Source organism: Cellulomonas sp., assembly GCF_015234515.1.
Classification (GTDB): Bacteria; Actinomycetota; Actinomycetes; order Actinomycetales; family Cellulomonadaceae; genus Cellulomonas.
In genome coordinates this window covers 235,092-260,722 of sequence record NZ_JADGMY010000028.1, presented here as the reverse complement: position 1 = coordinate 260,722, position 25,631 = coordinate 235,092, and the positions used below count along the sequence as shown (strand labels likewise).

At 74.1% G+C, this 25,631-nt stretch carries 26 protein-coding genes and 1 tRNA gene; 22 read left to right on the top strand and 5 right to left on the bottom strand.

What is annotated here, in order from left to right:
- Nucleotides 1-157: 157 nt before the first annotated feature.
- The 11 genes from rsmA (at nucleotide 158) to IR158_RS14745 (ending at nucleotide 10,761) form a co-directional block, all read left to right on the top strand.
- Nucleotides 158-1,111 (top strand): 16S rRNA (adenine(1518)-N(6)/adenine(1519)-N(6))-dimethyltransferase RsmA, encoded by a 954-nt coding sequence (gene rsmA, locus IR158_RS14795; protein WP_291814180.1) that lies wholly within the window; start codon nucleotides 158-160, stop codon nucleotides 1,109-1,111.
- Nucleotides 1,108-2,046, top strand: a complete 939-nt coding sequence (locus tag IR158_RS14790) for a 4-(cytidine 5'-diphospho)-2-C-methyl-D-erythritol kinase (protein WP_291814179.1) — start codon at nucleotides 1,108-1,110, stop codon at nucleotides 2,044-2,046. Before rsmA ends, IR158_RS14790 begins: the two co-directional genes overlap by 4 nt.
- 2 nt (nucleotides 2,047-2,048) lie before the next feature.
- Nucleotides 2,049-3,563: a sensor histidine kinase gene (locus tag IR158_RS14785; protein WP_291814178.1), complete on the top strand. Its 1,515-nt coding sequence runs from the start codon at nucleotides 2,049-2,051 to the stop codon at nucleotides 3,561-3,563.
- Complete coding sequence (locus IR158_RS14780) at nucleotides 3,560-4,219, top strand: response regulator transcription factor (RefSeq protein WP_291814177.1); 660 nt, start codon at nucleotides 3,560-3,562, stop codon at nucleotides 4,217-4,219. The genes IR158_RS14785 and IR158_RS14780 overlap by 4 nt, the downstream gene beginning before the upstream one ends.
- Nucleotides 4,220-4,364: 145 nt before the next feature.
- Nucleotides 4,365-5,276, top strand: a complete 912-nt coding sequence (locus tag IR158_RS14775; protein WP_291814176.1) for an ATP-binding cassette domain-containing protein — start codon at nucleotides 4,365-4,367, stop codon at nucleotides 5,274-5,276.
- Nucleotides 5,273-6,388: an ABC transporter permease gene (locus IR158_RS14770; RefSeq protein ID WP_291814175.1), complete on the top strand. Its 1,116-nt coding sequence runs from the start codon at nucleotides 5,273-5,275 to the stop codon at nucleotides 6,386-6,388. Before IR158_RS14775 ends, IR158_RS14770 begins: the two co-directional genes overlap by 4 nt.
- 131 nt (nucleotides 6,389-6,519) lie before the next feature.
- Nucleotides 6,520-7,314, top strand: a complete 795-nt coding sequence (locus IR158_RS14765) for a TrmH family RNA methyltransferase (RefSeq protein ID WP_291814174.1) — start codon at nucleotides 6,520-6,522, stop codon at nucleotides 7,312-7,314.
- A 91-nt stretch (nucleotides 7,315-7,405) separates the two neighbouring features.
- Complete coding sequence (locus tag IR158_RS14760) at nucleotides 7,406-8,065, top strand: dihydrofolate reductase family protein (protein WP_291814173.1); 660 nt, start codon at nucleotides 7,406-7,408, stop codon at nucleotides 8,063-8,065.
- Nucleotides 8,066-8,109: 44 nt separating this feature from the next.
- Nucleotides 8,110-8,583 (top strand): SRPBCC domain-containing protein, encoded by a 474-nt coding sequence (locus IR158_RS14755; protein ID WP_291814172.1) that lies wholly within the window; start codon nucleotides 8,110-8,112, stop codon nucleotides 8,581-8,583.
- A 6-nt stretch (nucleotides 8,584-8,589) separates the two neighbouring features.
- Nucleotides 8,590-10,422: an ABC-F family ATP-binding cassette domain-containing protein gene (locus IR158_RS14750; protein ID WP_291814171.1), complete on the top strand. Its 1,833-nt coding sequence runs from the start codon at nucleotides 8,590-8,592 to the stop codon at nucleotides 10,420-10,422.
- 3 nt (nucleotides 10,423-10,425) lie between these two features.
- Nucleotides 10,426-10,761, top strand: coding sequence for a metalloregulator ArsR/SmtB family transcription factor (locus tag IR158_RS14745; RefSeq protein ID WP_291814170.1), 336 nt, complete (start codon nucleotides 10,426-10,428; stop codon nucleotides 10,759-10,761).
- A 15-nt stretch (nucleotides 10,762-10,776) separates the two neighbouring features.
- Here the strand turns inward: IR158_RS14745 and IR158_RS14740 are convergent, their stop codons facing one another.
- Complete coding sequence (locus IR158_RS14740; protein ID WP_291814169.1) at nucleotides 10,777-12,009, bottom strand: MFS transporter; 1,233 nt, start codon at nucleotides 12,007-12,009, stop codon at nucleotides 10,777-10,779.
- 22 nt (nucleotides 12,010-12,031) lie between these two features.
- On the bottom strand, nucleotides 12,032-12,550 hold the full coding sequence (locus IR158_RS14735; RefSeq protein WP_291814168.1) for a MarR family transcriptional regulator: 519 nt from the start codon (nucleotides 12,548-12,550) through the stop codon (nucleotides 12,032-12,034).
- Between the two features lie 219 nt (nucleotides 12,551-12,769).
- On the opposite strand from IR158_RS14735, the gene IR158_RS14730 reads away from it, so the two are divergent.
- Genes IR158_RS14730 through IR158_RS14720 form a run of 3 tightly spaced genes read left to right on the top strand, consistent with a single transcriptional unit; the run spans nucleotide 12,770 to nucleotide 15,476 of the window.
- Nucleotides 12,770-13,960: an SPFH domain-containing protein gene (locus IR158_RS14730; RefSeq protein WP_291814167.1), complete on the top strand. Its 1,191-nt coding sequence runs from the start codon at nucleotides 12,770-12,772 to the stop codon at nucleotides 13,958-13,960.
- Between the two features lie 2 nt (nucleotides 13,961-13,962).
- Nucleotides 13,963-15,174: a TFIIB-type zinc ribbon-containing protein gene (locus tag IR158_RS14725; protein WP_291814166.1), complete on the top strand. Its 1,212-nt coding sequence runs from the start codon at nucleotides 13,963-13,965 to the stop codon at nucleotides 15,172-15,174.
- Nucleotides 15,171-15,476 carry a hypothetical protein gene (locus tag IR158_RS14720; protein WP_291814165.1) on the top strand — a complete coding sequence of 102 codons (306 nt, stop codon included), beginning with the start codon at nucleotides 15,171-15,173 and terminating at the stop codon, nucleotides 15,474-15,476. The genes IR158_RS14725 and IR158_RS14720 overlap by 4 nt, the downstream gene beginning before the upstream one ends.
- A 19-nt stretch (nucleotides 15,477-15,495) precedes the next feature.
- Here the strand turns inward: IR158_RS14720 and IR158_RS14715 are convergent, their stop codons facing one another.
- On the bottom strand, nucleotides 15,496-16,101 hold the full coding sequence (locus IR158_RS14715; protein ID WP_227578496.1) for a TetR/AcrR family transcriptional regulator: 606 nt from the start codon (nucleotides 16,099-16,101) through the stop codon (nucleotides 15,496-15,498).
- Nucleotides 16,102-16,238: 137 nt separating this feature from the next.
- Between IR158_RS14715 and IR158_RS14710 the strand changes: the two genes are divergently transcribed.
- Nucleotides 16,239-16,313 (top strand) — tRNA-Gln (locus IR158_RS14710).
- Between the two features lie 50 nt (nucleotides 16,314-16,363).
- Here IR158_RS14710 and IR158_RS14705 read toward each other — a convergent pair.
- Nucleotides 16,364-17,599, bottom strand: coding sequence for a sugar MFS transporter (locus IR158_RS14705; RefSeq protein ID WP_291814164.1), 1,236 nt, complete (start codon nucleotides 17,597-17,599; stop codon nucleotides 16,364-16,366).
- A gap of 62 nt (nucleotides 17,600-17,661) precedes the next feature.
- Entirely contained in the window at nucleotides 17,662-18,303 is a 642-nt protein-coding gene (locus IR158_RS14700) for a TIGR00645 family protein (RefSeq protein ID WP_291814163.1), read from the bottom strand.
- A gap of 251 nt (nucleotides 18,304-18,554) precedes the next feature.
- Here IR158_RS14700 and IR158_RS14695 point away from each other — a divergent pair, with 251 nt between their 5' ends.
- The 7 genes from IR158_RS14695 (at nucleotide 18,555) to IR158_RS14665 (ending at nucleotide 25,574) form a co-directional block, all read left to right on the top strand.
- Complete coding sequence (locus IR158_RS14695) at nucleotides 18,555-18,779, top strand: hypothetical protein (RefSeq protein ID WP_291814162.1); 225 nt, start codon at nucleotides 18,555-18,557, stop codon at nucleotides 18,777-18,779.
- A 142-nt stretch (nucleotides 18,780-18,921) separates the two neighbouring features.
- A complete protein-coding gene (gene glmU, locus IR158_RS14690; protein ID WP_291814556.1) occupies nucleotides 18,922-20,592 on the top strand; it encodes a bifunctional UDP-N-acetylglucosamine diphosphorylase/glucosamine-1-phosphate N-acetyltransferase GlmU in 1,671 nt (556 codons plus the stop codon).
- A complete protein-coding gene (locus IR158_RS14685) occupies nucleotides 20,589-21,572 on the top strand; it encodes a ribose-phosphate diphosphokinase (protein ID WP_291814161.1) in 984 nt (327 codons plus the stop codon). Before glmU ends, IR158_RS14685 begins: the two co-directional genes overlap by 4 nt.
- A gap of 1 nt (nucleotide 21,573) precedes the next feature.
- On the top strand, nucleotides 21,574-22,287 hold the full coding sequence (locus IR158_RS14680) for an SIMPL domain-containing protein (protein ID WP_291814160.1): 714 nt from the start codon (nucleotides 21,574-21,576) through the stop codon (nucleotides 22,285-22,287).
- A gap of 238 nt (nucleotides 22,288-22,525) precedes the next feature.
- On the top strand, nucleotides 22,526-23,152 hold the full coding sequence (locus IR158_RS14675; RefSeq protein ID WP_291814159.1) for a 50S ribosomal protein L25/general stress protein Ctc: 627 nt from the start codon (nucleotides 22,526-22,528) through the stop codon (nucleotides 23,150-23,152).
- A gap of 112 nt (nucleotides 23,153-23,264) precedes the next feature.
- Entirely contained in the window at nucleotides 23,265-23,885 is a 621-nt protein-coding gene (gene pth / locus IR158_RS14670) for an aminoacyl-tRNA hydrolase (RefSeq protein WP_291814158.1), read from the top strand.
- Between the two features lie 159 nt (nucleotides 23,886-24,044).
- Nucleotides 24,045-25,574, top strand: coding sequence for a sugar transferase (locus tag IR158_RS14665; RefSeq protein ID WP_291814157.1), 1,530 nt, complete (start codon nucleotides 24,045-24,047; stop codon nucleotides 25,572-25,574).
- Nucleotides 25,575-25,631: the final 57 nt, after the last annotated feature.

Here is a 25,631-nt window from a genome sequence, read left to right as displayed (position 1 = left end):
CCCCGTGCGTCGGGCGGTGACTGGATTGCTCTCTCGCGCATGGGGGTGGGCGGGGGGACTGGATTGCGCTCTCGCGCATGGGGGGTGGGGGTGACTGGATTGCGCTCTCGCGCCTGGTGGTGAGGGTGGGGGTGTGCGGGCCGTAGGCTCGGGGGCCATGTCGGCGATCACCCTGCTCGGGCCCGCGGAGATCCGTGCGCTCGCGCAGCGCGCCGGGATCCGGCCCACCAAGACCCTCGGTCAGAACTTCGTCCTCGACGGCGGCACGGTCCGCAAGATCGTGCGCCAGGCCGGTGTCGAGGCGGGGGAGCGGGTCGTCGAGATCGGTCCCGGGCTCGGCTCGCTGACGCTCGGGCTGCTCGAGGCCGACGCAGACGTCGTCGCGGTCGAGATCGACCCGGTGCTGGCGCGCCTCCTGCCGGGCACCGTCCAGGCCCACGTCCCCGGTCTCACCCTCGACGCGTCGGCCGCCACCGCCGAGGTCCCGACCGTGGTGCTGCGCGACGACGACGGCCGTGCCCGCCTGACCATCGTGACGCAGGACGCGCTGACGGTGACGGCGCTCCCGGGGCCGGCGCCCACGGCCCTCGTCGCCAACCTCCCGTACAACGTGTCGGTCCCCGTCCTGCTGACCTTCCTCGAGCGCTTCGACTCGCTCGAGCGCGGCCTGGTGATGGTGCAGGCCGAGGTCGCCGACCGGCTGGCGGCGCCGCCCGGCAGCCGCACGTACGGCGTGCCGTCGGCGAAGGTCGCCTGGTACGCGGCGGCCCGGCGCACGGCCACGGTCGGACGCGCGGTGTTCTGGCCGGCGCCGCACGTCGACTCCGCACTCGTGCGCCTCGACCGTCGCGAGCCACCCGCCGCCACGGTCTCGCGGCAGGAGGTGTTCGCGGTCGTCGACGCCGCCTTCGCGCAGCGCCGCAAGATGCTGCGCTCCGCCCTCGCGGGCGTCGCCGGGTCGTCCGCGGCCGCCGAGACCGCCGTGCGGGCCGCCGGTCTGGACCCGCAGGTGCGGGGCGAGCAGGTCGACGTCGTGGGCTTCACGCGGATCGCCGAGGCGCTGCACGCCGCACGGCCCGCGACGCCCGGACCTGGCACAGTGGCACCGTGACGCTGACCCCCCTGGACGACCTGCCCGAGCGGGCCGTGCGCGTGCGCGCGCCCGGCAAGGTCAACCTCTCGCTGCGCGTCGGCCGACGGGCGGGCGACGGATACCACCCCGTGTCGACCGTGTTCCAGGCGGTCTCGGTCTACGAGGAGGTCGTCGCGACGCCCGCCGACGTCTTCGGTGTGAGCGCGAGCGGCCCGCAGTCCGAGGCGGTCCCCACGGACGAGAGCAACCTCGCGCTGCGCGCCGCGCGGGCGGTCGCGGAGCGCGCCGGGGTCGACGACGGCGTGCACCTGCACCTCGTCAAGGGGGTGCCCGTCGCCGGGGGCATGGCCGGGGGCTCCGCCGACGCCGCGGCCGCGCTCGTCGCGTGCGACGCGCTGTGGGGTACCGGCCTGTCGCGGGACGACCTGCTGGAGCTGGCGGCCGAGCTCGGGTCCGACGTGCCGTTCTCGCTGGTCGGGCACACCGCCGTCGGTCAGGGACGCGGCCACCTGCTGACGCCGGCGTTGAGCCGCGGCGAGTTCCACTGGGCGTTCGCCGTGCAGGACCGGGGGCTGTCGACGGCCGCCGTCTACGGCGCGTACGACGAGCTGCGTCACCCCGACGTCGCACCGCTCGACGACGAGCAGGACGTGCCGCTCATGCAGGCGCTGCTCGCGGGGGACCCGGCCGCGCTCGGTGCCGCGCTGTACAACGACCTCGAGACGGCCGCGCTCGAGCTCGACCCCGGCCTGGCGGAGCCGCTCGCGGTCGCGACCGACGCCGGTGCGCTCGGCGTCGTGGTCTCCGGGTCCGGCCCGACGGTCGCGGCTCTGGCCCGCAGCAGGAAGCACGCGCTCGCGGTCGCCGCGGCGTTCACCGCCGCGGGCGTCGCCGACCGCGTGCTGACCGCGACCGGCCCCGTCGCCGGCGCACGGGTGGTCGCAGGGGAGTGAACGTGCCGCTCGACCGCACCGGGGACCAGCAGACCCAGGACGCCCCTCCCGTGGACCCACGCCCTGACGGCCCTCGACCTGTGGGCCGCCCCGGCGGGCCCGACCGCGGCGAGCTCGTGCGGCGCGACGTCGTGCCGCACGCCGTGGCCGACCCCGACGAGCCGGGCTGGGTGCGGCCCGCGCCCGGGCCCGACGAGTTCCGTTGGGACGCGCTGGGGGCCGGAGCCCTGTTCCTGGGCGGCCTGCTGTCGATGGCGCTCGCGCACCTGTCCGGCATGCTGTACGAGGACCCGGCTGCCGGCTGGGTGTCCGTGCTGCTGCTGGCCGCCGTCACCGTGCCGCTCGCCGTGCGTCGCCGGTGGCCGAGCGGCGTGCTCCTGGTCGTCGCGGTCGCGTTCGTCGTGCTGCAGGTGCTGCAGGTCCCCGAGACGCTCGTGTCCAACATCGCGCTGTTCTGCGCGATGTACACGGTCGGGGCGTGGGAGACCGACCGGCGGCGGGCGACGGTGGTGCGCGGGATCGTCGTCGTCGGGATGATCGTGTGGCTGTTCGTGGCGCTGTTCCACGCCGCCACCGACCCGGAGCTCATGGAGGAGTGGGGCGACCAGGTCGGCGCCCTGTCGCCGATCGTGGCGTACACGCTGCTGCAGCTCCTGACGAACGTCCTGTACTTCGCGGGGGCGTGGTTCTTCGGTGAGCACGCGTGGCGCTCGGCTCGGGAGCGCGCGCGGACCGCGTGGCGCACGCACCTGCTGGTGCTCGAGCGTCGGCGCGCCGAGGAGCAGGCCGTCGCGCTCGAGCGGCTGCGGCTCGCACGCGAGCTGCACGACGCCGTCGCCCACCACGTCTCGCTCATGGGGGTCCAGGCCGCGGCCGCTCGCACCGTGCTCGCGTCGGACCCGCAGCGGGCCGCCGACGCGCTGGGACACGTGGAGGACTCCGCGCGCGAGGCCGTGCGTGAGCTGCACGGGATCCTCGGGATGCTCCGCGACAGCGGCGAGCTCACCGGCGACCCCGTGGGCCAGCGCGGCGGCACGCCGTCCGGGGAGGCGCTCGCGTCGCTCGACCTCGACGCCCTGCCGCACCTCGTCGAGCGTGCGCGCGCTGCCGGCCTGCGGGTGACCTACGAGGAGGTCGGCGACCCGCAGCGGCTGCGTCCGCTCGCGTCCCTCAACCTGTACCGCATCGCCCAGGAGGCGCTGACGAACACCCGGAAGCACGCCGGGCCGGGTGCGCGCACCGACGTGCGGCTGCGCTGGCTCGCCGAGGAGGTCGAGCTCGAGGTGTCCGACGACGGTGGTACCGCGCGCAGCCGGGGCGCGGTCCCGTCCACCGGACTGGGGATCGTCGGGATGCGGGAGCGGGTGGCTTCCGACGGCGGCACGTTCGAGGCGTCGCGGCGCAGGTCCGGCGGCTTCGTCGTGCGCGCGCGGCTCCCGCTGGCGCCCCAGGGGCGTGCGGAGGGCTCAGGAGGGCCGGTACCGACCGGGCCCCGGCAGACGGAGGAGCAGGGATGACGACGGCCGTACGGGTCGTGCTCGTGGACGACCAGGCGCTGCTGCGGGCGGGCATCGGGACGATCCTGTCCGCCCACCCCGGGATCGAGGTCGTCGGCGAGGCCGGCACCGGGGTCCAGGCCCTCGAGGTCGTGCGTGCGACGCGCCCGGATGTGGTGTGCATGGACGTCCAGATGCCCGACATGGACGGGCTGGAGGCGACGCGTCGCATCGTCGCGGACCCCGAGCTGCTCGCCGCCGTGGTCGTCCTGACGACGTTCAACCGCGAGGACTACCTCGTCGAGGCGTTGCACGCCGGGGCCGTGGGCTACCTGCTGAAGACCTCGCGCCCCGAGCAGCTCACCGAGGCGGTGCTCAGCGCGGCGGCGGGCGAGGGGCTGCTGGCACCGGAGGTCACGCGGGCCGTCATCGCGCGCGCCGTGGCCGAGCGACGGCCGACGCGCCCCGCGCCCCGGCCCGTCGTCCCGCTGACCGAGCGGGAGCAGGAGGTGCTCACGCTGGTCGCGCGCGGGCTCAACAACGACGAGATCGCCGCCGAGCTCGTGGTGAGCCGCGCGACGGTCAAGACGCACGTGTCGAACCTGCTGGCGAAGCTCGGCCTGCGGGACCGCGTGCAGGCCGTCGTGTACGCGCACGAGCACGGCCTGGTGGGCTGAGGAGCGCCCACGGGACCCGCCGTCTCCGTCCCGGGGCGGAGACGCAGGATCGGCCGGGGGCCCGAGGCCCCGCGCCGCTGCGCCCTCTAGCGTCGTGGTCAGGACGTCCGGGAGCGCCGGGCGGTGACGTGGCAGGGGAGGCACGATGCTCGAGCTGCACGGGATCAGCCGGTCGTTCGGCGACCGGCTCGTGCTCGACGACGTGAGCTTCACGGTCGGGCGAGGGCGGCTCACGGGGTTCGTCGGCGGGAACGGGGCCGGCAAGACCACGGCGATGCGGATCATCCTCGGGGTGCTGGCGCCGCACGGCGGGACGGTCACGGTCGACGGCGCCCCGGTGCTCGGGGTGCAGCGCGCCCGCTTCGGGTACATGCCCGAGGAGCGAGGGCTGTACCCCAAGATGCAGCTCGTCGAGCACCTGACCTACCTCGCGCGGCTGCACGGCTTCGACAAGGAGGGTGCGACGCAGCGCGCCGAGGCCCTCGTCGAGCGCCTCGGCCTGGCGCCACGGGCGAAGGACCCCGTCGAGAACCTCTCGCTGGGCAACCAGCAGCGCGCGCAGGTCGCGGCGGCGCTCGTGCACGACCCCGAGATCCTGGTCCTCGACGAGCCGTTCTCCGGCCTCGACCCGATGGCCGTCGAGGTCGTGCAGGGCGTGCTCGCCGAACGTGCCGCGCAGGGTGCGCCCGTCCTGTTCTCCTCGCACCAGCTCGACGTCGTGGAGCGGCTGTGCGACGACCTGGTCATCATCGCCGGCGGCAAGGTGCGGGCTGCCGGGACGCGTGAGGAGCTACGGCACCGGTACGGGCAGGCGCGCCACGAGATCGTCGCCCACGGCGACATGGGCTGGCTGCGCGACGTGCCCGGCGTCCGCGTCGACGAGCTGGCGGGCGGGTCGGCGGTGTTCGAGGCCGCCGACGACGTCGCCCAGCACGTCCTGACCTCCGCGCTCGCGCGGGGTCCGGTCCTCGCTTTCACCCCGCTGCGCCCGACGCTCGCGGAGATCTTCCGCGACGTCGTCGCCGACGAGCCCCAGATGGAAGAGGTGGCCCGATGAACGCCCGACCCCCGGCACCGACACCCCCGTCGCTGGGGCGCGCGGCGCTGCTCGTCGCCGAGCGCGAGATCACGTCGCAGGTGCGCACGAAGTCGTTCATCATCTCGACCGCGATCCTGCTGGTCGGGGTCCTGGCCGCCATCGTGCTGAGCTCGTTCCTGTCGGGTCGCGAGGGTGACGACGTGCCGGTCGCGGTCGTCCGGTCCGTCGCGGCACAGGTCCCCACCACCGACGGCCTCGCGGTGAGCGACGTGCCGGACCGGGACGCCGCCGAGCAGGCCGTGCGTGAGGGTGACGTCGACGCGGCCGTCGTGCCGGGTGACGGTCCGCTCGGTGTCGAGCTCCTCGCGATGGACGCGGCGCCGCAGGCGCTGCTGGACGCGCTCACGGAGAGGCCCGAGGTCGTGCTGCTCGACCCGGCCGCCGCCGACGGTGCTGTCCGGTACGTGGTGACCTTCGCGTTCGGGCTGGTCTTCATGATGTCGGCCATCGGGTTCGGCGCGACGATCGCGCAGAACACGGTGACGGAGAAGCAGACCCGGATCGTCGAGATCCTGCTGTCCGCGGTCCCGGCCCGCGCGCTCCTGGCGGGCAAGATCCTCGGCAACTCGGCCCTGGCCCTGGGGCAGACGGCGGCCATCGCGGCGGTGTCGGTCCTGGCGCTGGTGGTGACCGGTCAGGACGACCTGCTGACGATGGTCGGCATGCCCGTCGTGTGGTTCGTCGTCTTCTTCGCGCTCGGGTTCGTCCTGCTGGCCGCGGTCTTCGCCGCCAGCGCGTCGCTCGTGTCGCGCATCGAGGACACCGGTGTGGTCCTGCAGCCCGCGATGTGGCTGACGATGATCCCGTACTTCCTCGTCGTGTTCTTCAACGACAACGCGCCCGTCCTGACGGCCATGTCCTACGTGCCGTTCTCGGCGCCCGTGGGGATGCCCGTCCGGCTGTTCCTGGGCGAGGCGGCCTGGTGGGAGCCGCTGCTGTCGCTGGCGGTGCTGGCGGCGTCGTGCGCCCTGGTCATCGCGGTGGCGGCGCGGATCTACGAGCGGTCCGTGCTGCGGATGGGGTCGCGCGTGAAGGTGGGCGAGGTGCTGCGCGGCAGCGGCGTCGACTGAGCCCGCGGGCCGTGCGGCCGGCTCCCCGGCGTGTCAGGGGGCGGCCGGCTGCGCGGGTACCCGGCCGACGTGTGGCAGTGTCGTGACGTCGCGGGCCACAGCCCGCGCACCAGCGATCAGGAGATGTACCGATGACCGACGTGATCTCGTCCCGCTCGGACCCGCAGGTCCAGCGGATCGACGACCTCGTGCGCCGCCCCCGCGCGGCCACGCGCACCCTCCTCGTGGAGGACCCCGAGCCGCTCGCCCACGCACTGACCGCCGGTGTGGAGGTGCTCGGGATCTACGCGGTCGAGGGCGCCGACGTGGGCCCCGAGCTCGGTGCGGCCGCCCGGACGCGCGGCGTGACGGTCCAGGAGATCGCCACCGCGCTGTGGAACGAGCTGTTCCGCGGTGACCGTAAGCCCGACGTCGTGGGCGTCGCGAAGACGCCGCGACCGGCCAAGCTCGCCGACCTCGCGGAGCGCACCGGCGACGTCGTCGTGCTCGACGGCGTGCGGATCGTCGGCAACATCGGCGCTGCCGTGCGGACCGCCTACGCGCTGGGCGCGGCGGGCGTGGTCCTGGTCGACAGCGACCTCGCCAACCCGCTGGACCGGCGCATGGTCCGCGCGAGCCGCGGCTACGTGTTCTCGCTGCCGGTCGTGCTGGCCTCCCGCGAGGAGGCGGTCGCGGGTCTGCGCGAGCTGGACCTGCCGAGCGTGGCGTTCGACGCGAGCGGCGACCTCGTGACGGCGGACCTGGCAGGTCTCGCGGAGCGGCTGCTGCTGGTGTTCGGCAGCGAGAAGCGCGGTGCGTCGGCCGAGCTGACCGCGGGCGCGCGGACCGTGTCGATCCCGATGCGCTCGGCCGCCGAGTCGCTCAACGTGTCGGTGGCCGTCGGCATCGCCCTGGGTGCGCGCGCGGCGCGCAACCTCGCCTCCTGACGCACGGAGCGCTCGGGAGCACCGAGCGATCCTGACCACCGAGCGCCGCCCGGGCCGATGAGCCCGGGCGGCGCTCGCGGTCTGCACGGGTATGACGCGCATCGTGGCGGACATCTCCGTGTCGCTCGACGGCTACGTGACGGGCCCCGACCCCGGCCCCGAGAACGGTCTGGGCACCGGCGGCGAGGCCCTGCACACGTGGGCGTTCTCGGACGACGCGGACGACCGCCGCGTGCTCCGCGAGGCGACCGCCCGCTCGGGTGCCGTCGTCATGGGTCGACGGCTCTTCGACGTGGTCGACGGGCCGGGTGGGTGGGACGACGCGACCGGCTACGGCGCGGGCGAGGTCGCCACGCCAGCGTTCGTCGTGGTCACGAGCGCGCCGCCGGCGTCCGTGCGGCTGACGGGCCTGGACTGGACGTTCGTGGCGACGGGTCTGCGGGACGCGGTCGCAGCCGCTCGGGGGCGCGCGCAGGCGGCGTCGTCCCGGTCGGGCTGCCCGCTGGACGTGGTCGTCATGGGTGGCGGCGCGACGGTCGGCTCGGCGCTCGCCGCCGGGCTGGTCGACGTGCTGACGCTGCACCTCGCGCCCGTCGTCCTGGGAGGGGGCACGCCGTTGTGGACCGGTGGACCGCTCCTGGACCTCGTCCGGCAGGACGTCACGGCGACGTCCACGGCGACCCACCTGACGTACGACGTGCGGCGAGGGGACCAGGGTGTTGACGGCGTGCCCGACGGGCGCAACACTTAGGTAAACACCTAAGTGTTGGTCGGCTCGTCACCCCGGAGGTCACCATGAGCACCACCACCGCGCCCCGCTCCGTCGTCCACGCGGACTTCCTCATCGAGCGCACGTTCGACGCGCCCCTCGCCCGCGTGTGGCAGGCGTTCGCCGACTCCGCCCAGAAGCACGAGTGGTTCGGCACGAGCGACGACTGGACGACGGTCGAGGACACCGACGACTTCCGCGTCGGGGGCACCGCCGTCAGCGAGGGGGAGTTCCACGGCGGTCCGGTCAGCCGCTACGTCGCCACCTACACCGACATCGTCGAGGAGCAGCGGATCGTGCTCACCTACGACATGTGGCTCGACGGCACGCACGTCTCGACGTCGCTCAGCACGTACGAGCTCACGCCCGACGGCGACGCGCGCACCGCGCTGCGCTACACCGAGCAGGGCGTGCACCTCGACGGCATCGACAGCCCCGCCGGGCGCGAGGAGGGCACGCGGGGCATCTTCGACGTACTGGCGGCGTACCTGGCAGGCTGACCCCTGATGTCCCACCTGCTCGGCGCCGACAGCGTCCACCTCACCCTCGGTACCCGCGCCCTCCTCGACGGGGTCAGCCTCGGCGTCGACGACGGCCAACGCATCGGCGTCGTCGGTCCCAACGGCGCGGGAAAGTCCACGTTGCTGCGGGTCCTGTCCGGCCGGCAGGAGCCCGACGCCGGGCGGGTCACCCGTGTCGGGGGCACGCGCGTCGCGCTGCTCGACCAGCGTGACGAGCTCATGGCGGGCACCGTGCTCGAGGCGGTGCACGGCGACGCCGACGCGCACGAGTGGGCCTCCGACGCCCGGGTGCGTGCGGTGCACGCCGGTCTGCTGGCCGATGTGGCGCTCGACGCGCGCCTGTCCGAGCTGTCCGGCGGGCAGCGCCGACGCGTCGCGCTCGCCGCGCTGCTCGTGCGCGACGACGAGGTCCTCGTGCTCGACGAGCCGACGAACCACCTCGACGTCGAGGGCGTCGCCTGGCTCGCGTCCTACCTCGTCGACCGGTACGCGCGCGGCGGGGGCGCGCTCGTCGTCGTCACGCACGACCGGTGGTTCCTCGACGCCGTGTGCACCCGGACCTGGGAGGTCCACGACGGCGTCGTCGACCAGTACGAGGGTGGCTACGCCGCGTACGTCCTGGCGCGCGCCGAGCGGGCGCAGCAGGCGGCGACCGTCGAGAGCAAGCGGCAGAACCTGCTGCGCAAGGAGCTCGCGTGGCTGCGGCGCGGCGCGCCCGCACGCACGTCCAAGCCGAAGTTCCGGATCGACGCCGCGAGCGCCCTCATCGCCGACGAGCCGCCGCCGCGCGACTCCCTCGCGCTGGCCCGCACGGCGACCGCGCGGCTCGGCAAGGACGTCCTCGACATCGAGGACGTCACGTACACGCTGCCCGACGGCCGTGTGCTCTTCGACGACATCACGTGGCGCCTCGGTCCGGGTGACCGGTACGGCGTCGTCGGCGTCAACGGCGCCGGCAAGACGACGCTGCTGCGGCTGCTCACCGGCAGCGCCGTGCCCACGTCGGGGCGCGTGCGCCGCGGCAAGACCGTGCGGGTCGCGGAGCTGCGCCAGGACGTCGAGGACCTCGACGAGCTCGCCGGCCTCACGGTCGTCGAGGCCGTCGAGCGCGAGAAGCGGACCATCGTCGTCGCCGGCAAGGAGCTGACCGCCGCCCAGCTGGTCGAGCGGCTCGGGTTCACCCGTGAGCGCGCCCGCACCCTCGTGCGCGAGCTGTCCGGGGGCGAGCGTCGCCGCCTGCAGCTGCTGCGCCTGCTCGTCGGTGAGCCGAACGTGCTGCTCCTCGACGAGCCCACCAACGACCTGGACACCGACACGCTCGCGGCGGTCGAGGACCTGCTCGACGGCTGGCCGGGCACGCTGATCGTCGTCTCGCACGACCGGTACCTCCTCGAGCGTGTGTGCGACCGGCAGGTCGCGCTGCTCGGGGACGGCCGGCTGCGGGACCTGCCGGGCGGGGTCGAGGAGTACCTGCAGCTGCGCGGGGCGGCGCTCGCGGCGAGCGGCGCGGGCAGCACGTCGGCCGTCGGGTCGGCCGCGGCCGCGGCGGCGTCCGCAGCCGCGACGGGTGAGGCGGGCGGGGCGAGCGCCCCGGGCCCCTCGGCGGCCGAGGTGCGCGCCGCGCGCAAGGACGTGCAGCGGATCGAGCGCCGCCTGCAGCGCATCAGCGCACTGGAGGCCGATCTGCACACCCGCATGGCCGCCCAGGCGACCGACCACCAGGCCGTGACCGCGCTCGACACCGAGCTGCGCGCGCTCGCAGCCGAGCGCGAGGAGCTCGAGCTGGCCTGGCTCGAGGCCGCAGAGACAGCGGGCTGAGCCGTGAGCGGGGGCGCGCCGGGCGCGAGCGAGGGCCTGGACCTCGTCTTCCACGCGCTGGCCGACGCGACGCGCCGCGCGGTCGTCGAGCGGCTCGCGCGTGGCCCGGCGTCGGTGAGCACCCTCGCGGAGCCGTTCGCCATGTCGCTGCCCACGGTGGTGCAGCACCTCGGTGTGCTCGAGCGCGCAGGCGTCGTCGTCTCGGAGAAGACCGGCCGCGTCCGGACCTACCGCCTCACCCCTGACGGCACGGCCACCGCACGGGCCTGGTTGGACCGCCACCGCCTGCCGGCCGAGCGTGCCCTCGACCGGCTGGGCGGCCACCTCGGCCGGGTCTGACGCGAGCGCCCGCTCTCACGCCCGGCGCGCCAGGCCGCCCGCGGCGACGGTGTGCGTCACGGCCATCAGGACGAGCAGCGCACCGATCGCCACCAGCGGCGCCGCCCAGCCGCCGGTCGCGCTGTGCAGCTCACCGAGCACGCTCGGGGTGGCCGCGGCGACGGTGTAGCCCGCGGTCTGGACCGTCGCGGACAACCGGCGCACCTCCGCGGGCGTGCGGGACACGGCGGCGACCACGGAGAACAGCACGACGAAGTTCGCGGCCTGGGCGAGGCCGGCGAGCACCGTCCACACCGCCCAGCCCCCGGGCGCGACCAGCAGGCCGAGGGGCAGCGCGAGCCAGCACGCGGCGATGACCAGGACGACGGTCCGCGGCGGCACGCGCCGGGCCAGCGCGACGGGTGCGAGCACGCTGCCGGCCACCCCGAGCAGCGTGAACAGCGAGGCGGCGGCGCCGGCGCTGGTGCGGCTGAGCCCGACCTCGTCGTGCAGCAGGGAAGGCAGCCAGGCGACGACGCCCACGTACGCGGCCGACTGCCCGACGAGCGCCGCGCACAGCAGCCACGTGACGGGACGGCGCAGCACGGGCACCTCCGGGCGGTCGGCCGGCGCGCCGCGAGCGCCGCCGGGGTCCGGGGGTGGCGGTGCGGTGACGGCCGCGTCGGGCCCCGCCGCGTCACGCCCGGGGCCCGCGGCCCGGTGCACGTGCGTCCACACCACCAGGGCGAGCACCGCGAGCACGCCCCACACGGCCAGCGCCCACCGCCACCCGAGCACGGCGGCGAGCGGGGCCGTGCCGAACGTCGTGAGGGCCGCGCCGCCGTTCATCACCGCGGAGAACAGCCCCATGGTGCGCGGCACGCGCAGGGGGAAGTCGCGTGCGACGACGATCGGCACGCCCACGTTGCCGACCGTGACCGCCGCACCGATGACGAGCGTCCCGGCGAACGCGCCCGGCACGTCCCCGAACGACCGCAGCAGCGTCCCCAGCAGGATCGTCACGAGCGCGCCCGCCAGCATGCGCGTCGTCCCCAGCCGGGCCAGGGCGACGGCCGCGAGCGGGGTGAGCGCTGCGAAGCAGAAGATGGGCAGGCCGGTGAGCAGCCCTGCCGCGGCGGGCGTCAACCCGAGGTCGGCCCCGACGTCGTCGACCACGGGGGCGAGCGCCGTGATCGGTCCGCGCAGGTTGAGCGCGACCAGCAGGACGGCCGCGAGCAGGGCACCGCCACCGGCGGCTGCGCGGGTCATGCCTCGGGAGGAGTCAGGCGCCTCACGACGCGTCGAACAGGGTCAGCACGTCGCGCAGCAGCTCGGCCAGGCGCTCGCGGTCCGCCTCCGGCAGCTCGCCGATGAGCCCGCGCTCGACGTCGAGGAGGTCGGCGAACGCCGCGTCGACCCGCTGCAGCCCCGCGGGTGTCAGCTGCACCAGGACGCCGCGCCGGTCGTCCGGCGACGGCTGGCGCTCGACGAGCCCCTGCTCGGCGAGCCGGTCGATGCGGTTCGTCATGGTGCCGCTGGTCACGAGCGTCTGCGTGAGCAGGGCACCGGGGGACAGCCGGTAGGGCTCCCCCGCGCGGCGCAGCGCGGCGAGCACGTCGAACTCCCACGTCTCGAGCCTGTGGCGGGCGAAGGCCCGGCGGCGCGCGAGGTCGAGGTGACGCGCGAGCCTGCTGACGCGCGAGAGCACGGTGAGGGGCCGCACGTCCAGGTCCGGCCGCTCGCGCTGCCACGCGAGGACGATGCGGTCGACCTCGTCGCGGGGCGGGCGGCCGGTGTCGGTCTCGGCCATGGTCACAACGTTAGTCGACGTCGAGAGACCTGCGGCGGGCCCAACGGCTCGCGTGACATCGGGACGACCCCGACGTCACGGACGCCCTGGTCAGCGACACGGGGGTGAGTTCTCGTCGTGCCGCGCCCCGCGAGCCGGTCGCGGCGATACCGTTCGGGCTGTCCGGCCCGGGGCGTCTTCCGGGTCGGGAGTGGCAGGACCGTCAGCCGGAGGGACATCGTGGGTTTCATCAAGGCATTCGCCGGAGCGCTGGGTGGCACGTTCGCCGACCAGTGGAAGGACTTCCTCACTCCGCCGGACGGTCTGCCGCCGACCGCCGCGATCTTCCCCGCGGTGCCGCGGGGACAGAACGCCGGCCGCGGGTCGAACACCAAGGCGTCCGACAACATCATCACCAACGGCAGCCGCATCGTGGTGCCCGAGGGCGTGGCGCTCCTGACCTTCCAGGACGGTCAGCTCACCGGCCTGGTCGCCGAGCCCGGCGGGTACGAGTTCCGCTCGCAGGACCCGAACTCGCGGTCCGTGTTCGCCGGTGACGGCATCCTGGCCTCGACGGTCCTCACGTCCTGGGAGCGGTTCAAGTTCGGCGGGCAGCCGGGCTCCCAGCAGCTCGCGTTCTACGTGAACCTCAAGGAGATCCCGAACAACCGCTTCGGCACGCAGTCGGAGATCTACTGGGACGACGCGTACCTCAACGCGCAGGTCGGTGCGGTCACGCGCGGCACGTACACGCTGAAGATCGTCGACCCGGTCCTGCTCGTCAAGGGCTTCGTCCCGCTGACGTACCTGACGCCCGGCGGCCCCGTCTTCGACTTCTCCGACCTGGACAACCCGGCCGCGAGCCAGCTGTTCACCGAGGTCGTCGGATCCCTGGCGGGGGCGTTCTCCCGCTACACGAACGACCCGTCGCAGGGCAACCGGATCACCCGCATCCAGAGCGACACCGTCGGCCTGGGCGTGGCGCTCGCGGGGGCCGTCGAGGAGGGCTACCACTGGACCTCCGAGCGTGGCCTGACGATCGTCAAGGTCGCGATCGCCGCGATCGAGTACGACGAGGACACCCGCGCGCTGCTCAGCGACGTCAAGAAGGCCGACGCCCTGGGCGGGGCCCGCGGCAACTCGTTCCTCCAGCAGTCGGTCGCGCGTGGCATGCAGGCCGCGGGCGAGGGCGGCGGCGGTGCCGCGAACATGGCGGTGCTGGGTCTGGGCCTGAACGCGGCGGGCGGCGCGGCCGGTGCGCTGCAGCAGCCCACCGCCCCGGTGCCCGCACCCCAGGCGGCCCCGGCGGCGTCGGCTCCGGCGGCCGACGACACGGTGGCCCGGCTCACGCAGCTCAAGCAGCTGCTCGACCAGGGGCTCATCACGCAGGGCGACTACGACGCCGCCAAGGCCAAGGCGCTCGGTCTGTAGCCATGAGCGACCTGCAGGCCCCACGGCCCGCTCCGGACGGCGAGCGCGTCGTCCGGACGGGTGGCGAGGGCACCGACGGCATCGTCCGCTGCGAGCGGTGCGGTGCGAGCGAGGCCACGCTGAACGTGGCGACCGGCATGCTGCGCTGCACCTTCTGCCGGTTCGAGTGGTCGACGCAGAACGCCCTGCAGGCGTTCGACCTCGACGGCGCGATCGGTGACCTGACCGGCGTCGTCGTCGGCTCGGGCACCGCGGACGTCACCGCCGACCCGGCGGTGACGCTGCGCTGCACGGCGTGCGGCGCGGACGTCGTCGTGGACACGACCACGGCCGTGCACGCGCGCTGCCACTGGTGCCGCAACACGCTGTCGCTCACCGAGCAGGTGCCCAACGGCGCGGTGCCGGACATGCTGCTGCCGTTCAGCGTGTCGAAGGACGAGGCGGTCGAGCACGTGGCGGAGTTCGTCCGCAAGCGGACGTTCTACGCCCACCCGCGGTTCCGGGCGGAGTTCACACCCGAGAACGTCATGGGCGTGTACCTGCCGTACATGGTGGTGGACGTCAACGCGCACGCGAGCGTCGCGGGCGAGGGCGAGCACCAGACCCGGTCGTACACCGTCCAGGTCCGCGACTCCGAGGGCAAGACGCGCAGCGAGCGGCGCTACGACGCCGACGTCTACGACGTGCGCCGCAGCTTCGACCTGCACGTCGACGACCTGACCGTCGAGTCCTCGGCCCTGCGTCTGGACCGCGACACGGCGCGCACGTCGAACAACGTGATCAACACGATCCTGCCGTTCGACGTGGAGAACGGCGTGACCTACGACCCGCGGTACCTGCAGGGTTTCACCTCGGAGCGGCGCGACGTCGACCTCCAGGCGCTGCGGCCGGCGGTGCTCGGGCAGGTGAGCGACATCGCACGCTGGCGGGTCGACGAGACCATCGCGTTCTACGACCGCGGCGTGCGCTGGGACACCACGGACGTCGACGTGCGCGGTGAGCGCTGGGTCAGCGCCTACCTGCCGGTGTGGCTGTACAGCTACCTGCAGACCAGGAAGGACGGCTCGACGCTGCTGCACTACGTGGCCGTGAACGGCCGGACGGGGGAGACGATGGGCAGCGTGCCGCTCAACGTGCCGCGCCTCGCGCTCGTCGCGAGCGTCGTCGAGGTGCTCGGCGCCGCAGCGGCGGCGGTCCTGTGGGTGCTCACGTGACCGGGGCCGTGCTGACCGGCGTGCAGGTGCTCGCGGCGGCCGCGGACGTGACGGCGAGCGTCGGGAGCAGCGACGAGGGCAGCGGCAAGGTCATGCTGCTCCTGCTGCTGCTCGCCGGGCCGCTCTACGCCGGCTGGGTGCACCTGCGCTACCGCAACACCGACAAGCGGCACCACCACGAGTCCGAGACCCGGTCCGACATGCTCGACGTGCAGGCGCAGGACGTCCGCACGGGAGCCCGCACGGGTCTGCGCAGCGCGCGGATGCAGGGTGCGAACAGCCGCAAGGTCCGCGCGCCCTGACGCACGGTGGGGCGGCGCCCTACGTCGTGGGCTGCTTGGTCAGCTCAGGGCGCCGCTCCAGCCCTTCGAGCCCGTTCCACGCGAGGTTCACCAGGTGCGCCGCGACGTCGGTCTTGCGCGGGCTGCGCGCGTCGAGCCACCACTGACCCGTCAGGGCGACCATGCCGACGAGCATCTGCGCGTACATCGGGGCCGCACGCGGGTCGAGCCCCTGCTTCTTGAACTGTGCGCCCAGCAGGTGCTCGACCTGGGACGCGACGTCGCCGATGAGCGAGGAGAACGTGCCGGTGGCCTGGGCGACCGGCGAGTCGCGCACGAGGATCCGGAAGCCGTCCTCGGACTCCTCGATGTACGTCAGGAGGGCCAGCGCGGTCCGCTCGACCATGACCTTGGGGTGCCCGCCGAGCTCGAGGGCCGTGGTGAGCGCGTCCGTCAGGGCCTGGATCTCGCGGTCGATGACGACGGCGTACACGCCCTCCTTGCCGCCGAAGTGCTCGTACACCACGGGCTTGGACACCTCGGCGCGGGCCGCGATCTCCTCGACGGAGGTGTTGTCGAAGCCTTTCTCCGCGAACAGCTTGCGGGACACGTCCAGCAGCTGTGCCCGACGCTGGGTACCAGTCATGCGCGCGCGGGATCGCTTGGAGTCGGAGACCATCGGTCCATTGTGCCGTGCGGCGTGACGTGCAGGATCGTCCTCCCGGAGGACACCGGGGGCGGCGGGGCGTCTCCGGTGGCGCACCTGGCAGACTGGGGCGCCGATCCGCCCTGGTGTAACGGCAGCACGCCGGCCTTTGGAGCCGTGCGGTCCAGGTTCGAATCCTGGGGGCGGAGCCAGTGCGCCCGGCGCCGTGCGTGCAGCCCGGCGCCGGCGTCGGTGGCCGGCGTCAGCGGTCGGTGTCGCGGCTGCCCGTCGTCAGGACCGTGACGGCGAAGACCACCGGGACGAGCGCGCTCAGCAGCATCCCGACGCGCAGGCCGGTGCCGGTGTCCGGCGGCAGGGCCGTCGCGAGCCCGGCCAGCGGGCCGCCGGCCAGGTCCGCGAGCAGCCCGGCCCCGAGCGGGCCGAACGTGCCGCCCGCGTCGCCCGCGAGCGCCAGCACCGCGAACATCGCGGCGCCTCCCAGGGGGAACCGCGCGGCCGTCAGCGAGAACGTCCCCGGCCACAGCAGCGCCACGGCGAGCCCGCACAGCGCGCACGCCACCAGGCTGACGGCGGGCACGGACGCGGTCGCGGCGACGACGTAGCAGACGGCGGCCGCCGCGCCGGACGCCGCGAGCAGCGGCCGCAGGGGCACGCCGTGGCCCCACAGCCCGTACGCGGCGCGCCCCAGGCCCATGAGCAGGGCGAACAGGCCGGGCCCGAGCAGGTCACCGACCTCCTTGGGGACGCCGGTGCCCTGCTCGGCGAAGAACGAGGACCACTGCGCCATCGTCAGCTCGGCCGCACCGCCGGTGGCCATGAGGACGAGCGCCGCGAGGAACAGCGGCGTGCCGAAGAGGCTGCGCAGCGGGGTGCGGTGCTCGTCGGGGACGGTCGGCGGCATGGGGACGCGCAGCAGGAAGGCGAGGTTCACCAGCGGCACCACCGCCCACAGCACCGGCAGCAGCGGCCACAGGTCCGTGCCGAGCAGCGCCAGCAGCGCCGTGGTCAGGACGACGACCGCGAGCTGCCCCCAGCAGTAGAAGGAGTGCGCGAGCGCCATGCCGGTGGCCTTCGTCTCCGACGGGCTGGGCAGGTGCTCGACGACGGGCGACACGAGCACCTCGAGCAGGCCCCCGCCCACGCCGTACACGACGACCGCCAGGCACAGCCCGACGAACGGTGAGCCGAGCACCAGGGGCAGCACCGCCAGCAGCACGAGCCCGAGCGCGGCGAGCGCGTGCGCGAGGACCAGGGGCCGGCGGTACCCCACGCGGTCGACGACGCGCACGGCCACCAGGTCCGTGAGCAGCTGCACCCCGAAGTTCAGCGACGCGAGCACGCCGAGCTGCGCGACCGGCACGTCCAGCGACGTGTGGAAGACGACGAACAGCAGCGGTGCGAGGTTGTTGACGATCGCCTGGACCACGTAGCCCGCGTGGGCGGAGCGGCGGGTGGCGACGTAGGTCAGCGTGGGCACGGGGTCCTCGGTGGCGCGGGGGCGGCGGGCGCGGTCACTGTCGCACGGCCCCACCGGCCGCGTCAGTGGGCGTTGCGGGGACCGGACCCCTGGGACATCTTGTCGATCCACGCGAGCGCGAGCGCGGAGGCGACGAACGCGACGTGGATGATCGTCTGCCACATCATCGTCTCGGCGCTGACGTCGCCCACGGACGACTCGATGAACGTGCGCAGCAGGTGGATCGACGAGATGCCGATGATCGACATCGCGAGCTTCGTCTTCAGCACGTTGGCGTTGACGTGGCTCAGCCACTCGGGCTGGTCGGGGTGCCCGTCGAGCCGCATGCGGGACACGAACGTCTCGTAGCCGCCGATGATCACCATGATGAGCAGGTTCGAGATCATCACGACGTCGACGAGGCCCAGGACGACGAGCATCGTCGTCGCCTCGGTGCCGAAGCCCTCCATGCCGTGCACCTCGTGCCCCGTCACGGAGAACTGCACGAGGTGCCACAGCTCCTTGAGGAACTGCCACACGTAGACGACCTGCGCGGCGATGAGCCCGAGGTACAGCGGCAGCTGCAGCCACCGCGAGAAGAAGATGAGCGAGGAGACGGAGCGTCCGTAGGAGCGGCTCGGGTCGAGGGGCTCGACGGGCTGGCCGGGCTCGACGGCCTGGCCGGGCTCGACGGGCTCGACGGTCGCGGGGGTCGACGACGTCACAGTGCTCCTTGCGGGGTGGGGGCCGGCCCTGGTCGGGTCGGCGAGGGCTGAACGCGCGACCGGGTCGCGCGGTTCCCGGACGTCCGCCGAGGGTATGACGACCCGGGCGTGCCGTTTCCCCTACCGTGCGGCGGATGCAGCCGACGCGGCCTCGTCCCCGTGGTCTACGGGCTCGGGGCGCTCGTGGCGATCCCGCTGACGGTCGTCGCGGCGATCGTCGTCACCTGGCGGCGCGGGGCGCGAAGCGCGGTGTGCGCCGGTGTCGGTTCCGTCGCGCTGGTGCTCGCCGTCGCTGCGGCACCGTCGACGTCGGGGACGACCACGTCTTCTTCCCGCAGTGGACGGGCATCCCCGACGACGCCGGGGGCTTCTTCCACATGCGGTCCGGGTCCCCGGCGGGGCTGGACATGCGCGGCTGGACCTGTGCGGACCCGGTGCACCTCGACGGTGACTGGTGGGCGTGCGGCATGGGGTGACCCGCGACGTCGCGTCCGGCGGCACGCGGATGTGACACGCGTCGCGAGGGCCGAGGTCCGCGCAGGGGGCCCGTGCGTCAGCGGTAGAGTCACATCACGGCAGAACCATCGCCCGTCCCGGGCAGATCCGCGAGGAGCACCACTGGTGACCGTCCGCCCAGCCGCCGTCGTCGTCCTCGCAGCGGGTGAGGGCACCCGCATGCGCTCCGCCGTCCCCAAGGTCCTGCATCACCTCGGTGGGCGCAGCATGGTCGGCCACGCGCTGGCCGCGGCCCGTGCGCTCGAGCCCGACCGCATCGCCGTGGTGGTCCGCCACGAGCGCGAGCTCGTCGCCGCGCACGTCCTGCAGGTCGACCCGGACGTGCTGCTCGTGGACCAGGACGACATCCCCGGCACCGGGCGCGCCGTGCAGGTCGCGATGTCCGCGCTCGACGCCGCGGCGCAGGCGGCCACGGCCGACGCCGCCGCGCGGGGGCACGACGTGGGCGGTTCCGCCGCCGACTCGGTCCTCACCGGTGCCGTCGTCGTCATGGCCGGTGACGTCCCGCTGCTCGACGCCGGCACGCTGCGCGAGCTGCTGGCGGCGCACGCCGCCGACGGGAACGCCGTGACGGTGCTCACCACGGAGGTCCCCGAGCCCACGGGGTACGGCCGGATCCTGCGCGAGCCCGGCACGGGCGATGTGCTGGGGATCGTCGAGGAGAAGGACGCGAGCCCCGAGGAGCGCGCGGTCACCGAGATCAACACCTCGGTGTACGTCTTCGACGCCGCCGTGCTGCGCGCCGGGCTCGCGCGCCTGGGCCGTGACAACGCGCAGGGCGAGGTGTACCTGACGGACGTGCTCGCGATCGCACGGGCCGACGGCGGGCACGTGCGCGCGCTGCGCACCGACGACCGGCTGAGCGTCGAGGGCGTCAACGACCGCGTCCAGCTGGCGGTCCTGCGCGCGGAGCTGAACCGCCGCCTGCTCGACGACTGGATGCGCGAGGGTGTCACGGTCGTCGACCCCGCCAGCACGTGGGTCGACGTCGACGTCGAGCTCGCGCGGGACGTCACCCTCCTGCCGGGCACGCAGCTGCACGGCGCGACGGTGGTCGGCGAGGGTGCGACGGTCGGGCCGGACACGACGCTCACGGACGTCGAGGTCGGCCCGCGCGCGACCGTCGTGCGCACCCACGGCTCGCTGTCGGTGATCGGCGCGGGCGCGACCGTCGGCCCGTTCGCGTACCTGCGCCCCGGCACGGACCTGGGCGCGGACGGCAAGATCGGCACGTTCGTCGAGACGAAGAACGCGCAGATCGGGACCGGGTCGAAGATCCCGCACCTGTCGTACGTCGGCGACGCGACGATCGGCGAGCACTCGAACATCGGTGCCGCGTCGGTGACCGTGAACTTCGACGGCGTCAACAAGCACCGCACCGTCATCGGGTCCCACGCCCGGACGGGCTCGGACAACATGTTCGTCGCGCCCGTCGTCGTGGGCGACGGCGCGTACACGGGCGCGGGCACCGTCGTGCGGCGCGACGTGCCACCGGGCGCGCTGGCCGTCAGCGCGGGCTCGCAGCGCAACATCGAGGGCTGGGTCGCCCGCTCGCGCGCGGGGACCCCCGCCGCGGAGGCGGCCGCGCGGGCGCGGGGCACGCGGGACGTGGCCGGTCTGTCGCCGCAGGCACGCGCGGAGCTGGAGCGCGCGGCGACCGCGGCGATCCCCGTGACGCCACCCCCGCGGCTGCCGGGACAGCCGGCAGAGCTCGACGACCCGACGGACATCCCCGCGGGCGGCACGACGACAGAGGGTGGGCAGCAGCGATGACCGGCATCATCAGCCACGACGGGGAGAAGCGCCTGGTCCTGGCATCGGGCCGGGCCCACCCCGAGCTGGCGCAGGACGTCGCCGACGCCCTGGGGATCGAGCTGCTGCCGACGACGGCGTACGACTTCGCCAACGGCGAGATCTACGTGCGGTTCGGGGAGTCGGTGCGCGGCGCCGACGCGTTCGTCCTGCAGTCGCACTGCTCGCCCATCAACCAGTGGATGATGGAGCAGCTCCTCATGGTCGACGCGCTCAAGCGCGCGTCCGCCAAGACGATCACCGTGGTCGCGCCGTTCTACCCGTACGCGCGTCAGGACAAGAAGCACCGAGGACGCGAGCCGATCTCGGCCCGGCTCATGGCGGACCTGTTCCGCACGGCCGGCGCCGACCGCATCATGAGCGTCGACCTGCACGCCGCGCAGACGCAGGGGTTCTTCAACGGGCCGGTCGACCACCTGTGGGCGCAGCCGATCCTCGTCGAGTACGTGCGCACCCGCGTCGACACGTCGAACGTCACCGTCGTCTCCCCGGACGCCGGGCGCATCCGGGTCGCGGAGCAGTGGGCCGCCAAGCTGGGCGGTGGCCCCCTGGCCTTCGTGCACAAGACCCGCGACATCCGCAGCCCCAACAAGGCCGTCGCCAACCGCGTGGTCGGCGACGTCGAGGGCAAGAGCTGCGTGATCGTCGACGACCTCATCGACACCGCCGGCACGATCACCGGTGCCGTGCGCGTCGTCCTCGAGGCCGGGGCGAAGGACGTCATCGTCGCCGCGACGCACGGCGTGCTGTCGGACCCCGCGGTCGAGCGGCTGCAGGAGTGCGGCGCGCGCGAGGTCATCGTCACCGACACGCTGCCGATCGCCGAGGAGAGCCGCTTCCCGCAGCTCACCGTCCTGTCGATCGCGCCGCTGCTGGCGAGGGCGATCCGTGAGGTGTTCGACGACGGCTCGGTGACGTCGCTGTTCGACGGCAACGCCTGACATGAGAGACGCCCACGACGTCGGCCGGCACGACGACCGCCCCCGCGGGGGCGTGACCGTGCGCGGCACCGGCGCGGCCGACGCCGTGCCGGACGTCGTGGTGGCGGACCTGGCGACCGAGGTCCGTGCGGACGACGTCGCCGCGGCGCTCCGCGAGGCCACCGACGCGTTGGCGGACGTGCGGGCGGCGCTGCGTGACGCCGGGGTCGACGACCGCGCCGTGCGCACCGGTGCGACGTCGACCTGGACCGAGCAGACCGGCCCCGACGGGCAGTCGCTGCGCGTCGTGGCCCGCCTCGGCATGGTCGTGACGCTGCACGACGTCGGCACCGCGGGTGACGTGATCGGCAGGGCGGTCGCGGCCGGGGGGTCGCCCGTGCGGCTCGGCGGGCTGCGCCTCGTCGTGAGCGACCCGACCGCGGCGCAGGCGCGTGCGCGGGAGGCCGCGTGGCAGGACGCCGCGGCGAAGGCCGCGCACCTCGCGCAGCTGGCGGGTCGTGCGACCGGGGCGGTGCTGTGGGTGCACGAGGACGAGCCCGGCGGGGCGGCGCCGCTCTTCGCGCGCGCGGCCCGCGCCGAGGCGTTCGCGGTGCCGGTCGAGCCGGGTGAGCAGACCGTGCAGGCCGCGGTGACCGTGCGCTGGGCCTGGGCGCCGGAGGCAGGATCGGCCGGGACGGCCGGGCCGGAGGTCGAGGACGGCCCCACGGTCCGGTAGGATCGTCAGGTTGCCTCGGCGAGGGACGACGGACGGTCGGACCGGATGCACCATCTCCGGTGAGGCCCCCGGCTCCGTGATCGACTGGGTGGTCGCCTCCGCGTGCCCGTCCTGCGTCCCGCGTCGAGGCCACCGGGCCACGTGCCCGCACCACCCGAGGAGCCATCGCCCCCGGGGCAGCACGCCAGACCAGCGCCCGCGCACCACCGCGGAGCCACGCCACGCCTGAGGAGCACCAGTGTCCGAGATCAAGCTCGCCGCCGCCGCCCGCACCGAGTTCGGCAAGGGCGCCGCGCGCCGTCTGCGCCGCGCGAACCAGATCCCCGCCGTCCTGTACGGGCACGGCACCGAGCCGCTGCACGTCGCGCTCCCGGGCCACGAGACGATGCTCGCGCTCAAGCACTCCAACGCGCTGTACTCGATCGACCTCGACGGCACGTCGACGCTCGCGATCGTCAAGGACGTCCAGCGTGACGTCGTGCGTCAGATCATCGAGCACGTCGACCTGCTCATCGTCCGCAAGGGCGAGAAGGTCTCCGTCGACGTGCAGGTGCACATCGTCGGTGAGTCCGCCCCCGGCACGATCCACGTCGTCGAGACGCAGAACCTGTTCCTCGAGGCCGAGGCGACGAACCTGCCGCAGTCGGTCGAGGTCTCGATCGAGGGCCTGCTCGACGGTGCCGTCATCACCGCCGGTGACGTCGTCCTGCCGGAGGGTGCCACGCTCATGGGCGACCCCGAGGTGACGGTCGTGACCATCAGCACCCCGCAGGCGTCCGCCGCGGACGTCGCCGCCGACGAGGCCGCGAGCGACCTCGCCGCGACCCAGTCGGCCGCGTCGGCCGCAGCCGCCGAGAAGGCCTGATCCTCCGCAGCACCCCACGACGCCCGGTACCGTCCACGGTGCCGGGCGTCGTCGTGCCCCCGTCCTGCCCCGCCGGTCGCCGGCGACCTGCCCACTCCTGGAGGACCACCCCGTGAGCGACGGACCCTGGCTCCTCGTCGGCCTCGGCAACCCCGGCGCGCAGTACGCCGGCAACCGGCACAACGTCGGTCAGATGGTGCTCGACGAGCTCGCACGGCGCACCGGCGTGACGTTCGCGGCGCGCGGCGGGGGCCTCCTCGGTCGTCGGCCGCAGGCCGCGACCGCCGAGGCGAGGCTCGGCACCCTGCCCGGCGGCGCGCCGGGCCCCCGGGTGGTCCTCGCGAAGCCAACCACCTACATGAACGTGTCGGGCGGTCCCGTCGCGGCGCTCGCGCGGTACCACGACGTGCCGGCGGAGCGCGTCGTCGTCGTGCACGACGAGCTCGACATCCCGTTCGCCGACGTGCGGCTCAAGCGCGGCGGCGGCGAGGGTGGGCACAACGGCCTGCGGGACACGACGAAGGCGCTCGGCACCAAGGACTACGTGCGCGTGCGGGTCGGTGTCGGACGGCCGCCCGGCCGGCAGGACCCCGCGGACTTCGTCCTCAAGGACTTCTCCGGTCCGGAGCGCAAGGACCTGCCGTGGCTGGTGGACCGAGCGGCGGACGCCGTCGAGGCCGTCGTGCTCGAGGGCCTCGAGGCCGCCCAGCTGAGGTTCCACACGAAGGCCTGACACCGACGCCGGACGTTCACCCGAACGACGGCGCCCCGTCACCCCTGGTCCTCCGAACTGTTTCACAGAACGGGTGAAATAGGGCACAAAGGTCCCAACCTCCCGAAATCGCCGTATAGCCTCCCAAGAGCACGAGGCGCATGCGGCGACGGGGGAGACATGACACTGACCACGGATCAGGCAGCAGGTCCTGTCGACGGGGTCGGGGAACGGCGCGGTCGTGCGCTCCAGCCGCGCCGCTCGTGGGCGTCGTCGGAGCCGTTCGTCCCGCGCCTGACGCCCGAGAACTCGGACCCGGCGGCGCGTGCCGTCGCGTGGGCGGCGGTCAGCCGCCGGTACGGGCTCGTCGCCGTCGTGCTCGACATGCTCATCGCCCTCCTCGTGGCGGCCGCCGTCCTGGCGCCGGCGCACGGTCTGCTGACCGCGGGACGGCTCGCGTGCGGCGGCGCCGCGCTGTTCATCACCCTCGTCCTGCTCTCGGGCGGCTACCGCAGGAGCGTGGCGGGGGACGGTCCGGCGGAGTTCCAGGCCCCGTTGCGCGCCGCCGTCGCCATGGTCCTGATCCTCATGACTCTCGGCTACGTGCTGCGCGTGCCCGTGCCGCGCAGCTACGTGCTCGTCGGCGTCCCGCTCACGCTGGTCATCGCCTGGGTCGCCCGCTACCTGGAGCGCCGCCACCTCCACCGGCTGCGGATGCAGGGCGAGGGGGTCATGCGCACCGTCGTGGTCGGCGACGAGGTGTCGGCCGCCGGCGTCGTGCGCAACATCTCCGCGGCACCGCACCACGGCTACCGGATCGACGGGGTGTGCGTCCCCTCGATCGGCCGGGCGACCTCCGTCGCGGGCGTCCCCGTGCTCGGCGCGGTGGCCGACGTGGTGCAGGTGACCGTCGACCGCGGTGCCGACGTCGTGCTGGTGACCGGGACCTGCCTGAGCGGGGACGCCCTGCGCCGGCTGTCCTGGGCGCTGTCGCGGGCGGGCGCGCAGCTCGTGGTGGTCCCGGACATCGTGGAGGTCGGGGCGCCGCGCCTGACGGTCCGCCCCACCGCCGGTCTCTCGCTGCTCGAGGTGCAGGTCGCCTCGCCCCGTCCGCGCCTCGTGATGAAGCAGGTCCTCGACGTCACCGTGGCCGGGCTCGCGCTGCTGCTGCTGTGGCCGTTGCTCAGCCTCGCGGCGCTGGTGGTCGCGGTGACCTCCCCGGGTGGTGCGATCTACCGCCAGGTGCGGGTGGGCCAGGACGGCACGCAGTTCGTGATGTACAAGCTCCGCACGATGTACCGCGACGCGGACGAGCGTCGCGCCGCGCTCCTGGCGTCGGGAGGCCACGACGGCGTCCTGTTCAAGATGGCGGACGACCCGCGGGTCACGCCGATCGGCCGGGTCCTGCGTCGCTTCTCGATCGACGAGCTGCCGCAGCTCGTCAACATCATCAAGGGCGACATGGCGCTCGTCGGGCCGCGGCCGCCGCTGCTCGAGGAGGTCGAGGCGTACCACGACTCCGTGCACCGGCGGCTGCACGTGCGGCCCGGGCTGACGGGCCTGTGGCAGGTCAGCGGGCGGTCCGACCTGGACTGGGAGGAGTCGGTGCGGCTCGACCTGCGGTACGTCGACAACTGGTCGGTGTCGATGGACCTGCTGATCCTCTGGAAGACGGGCCGTGCGGTGTTCGGCGGCGCCGGGGCGTACTGAACGTGCACGACCTGCAGTGCGGCGCGAGGGCGGGCCGCTCCCCCCGTGAGCGCTAGT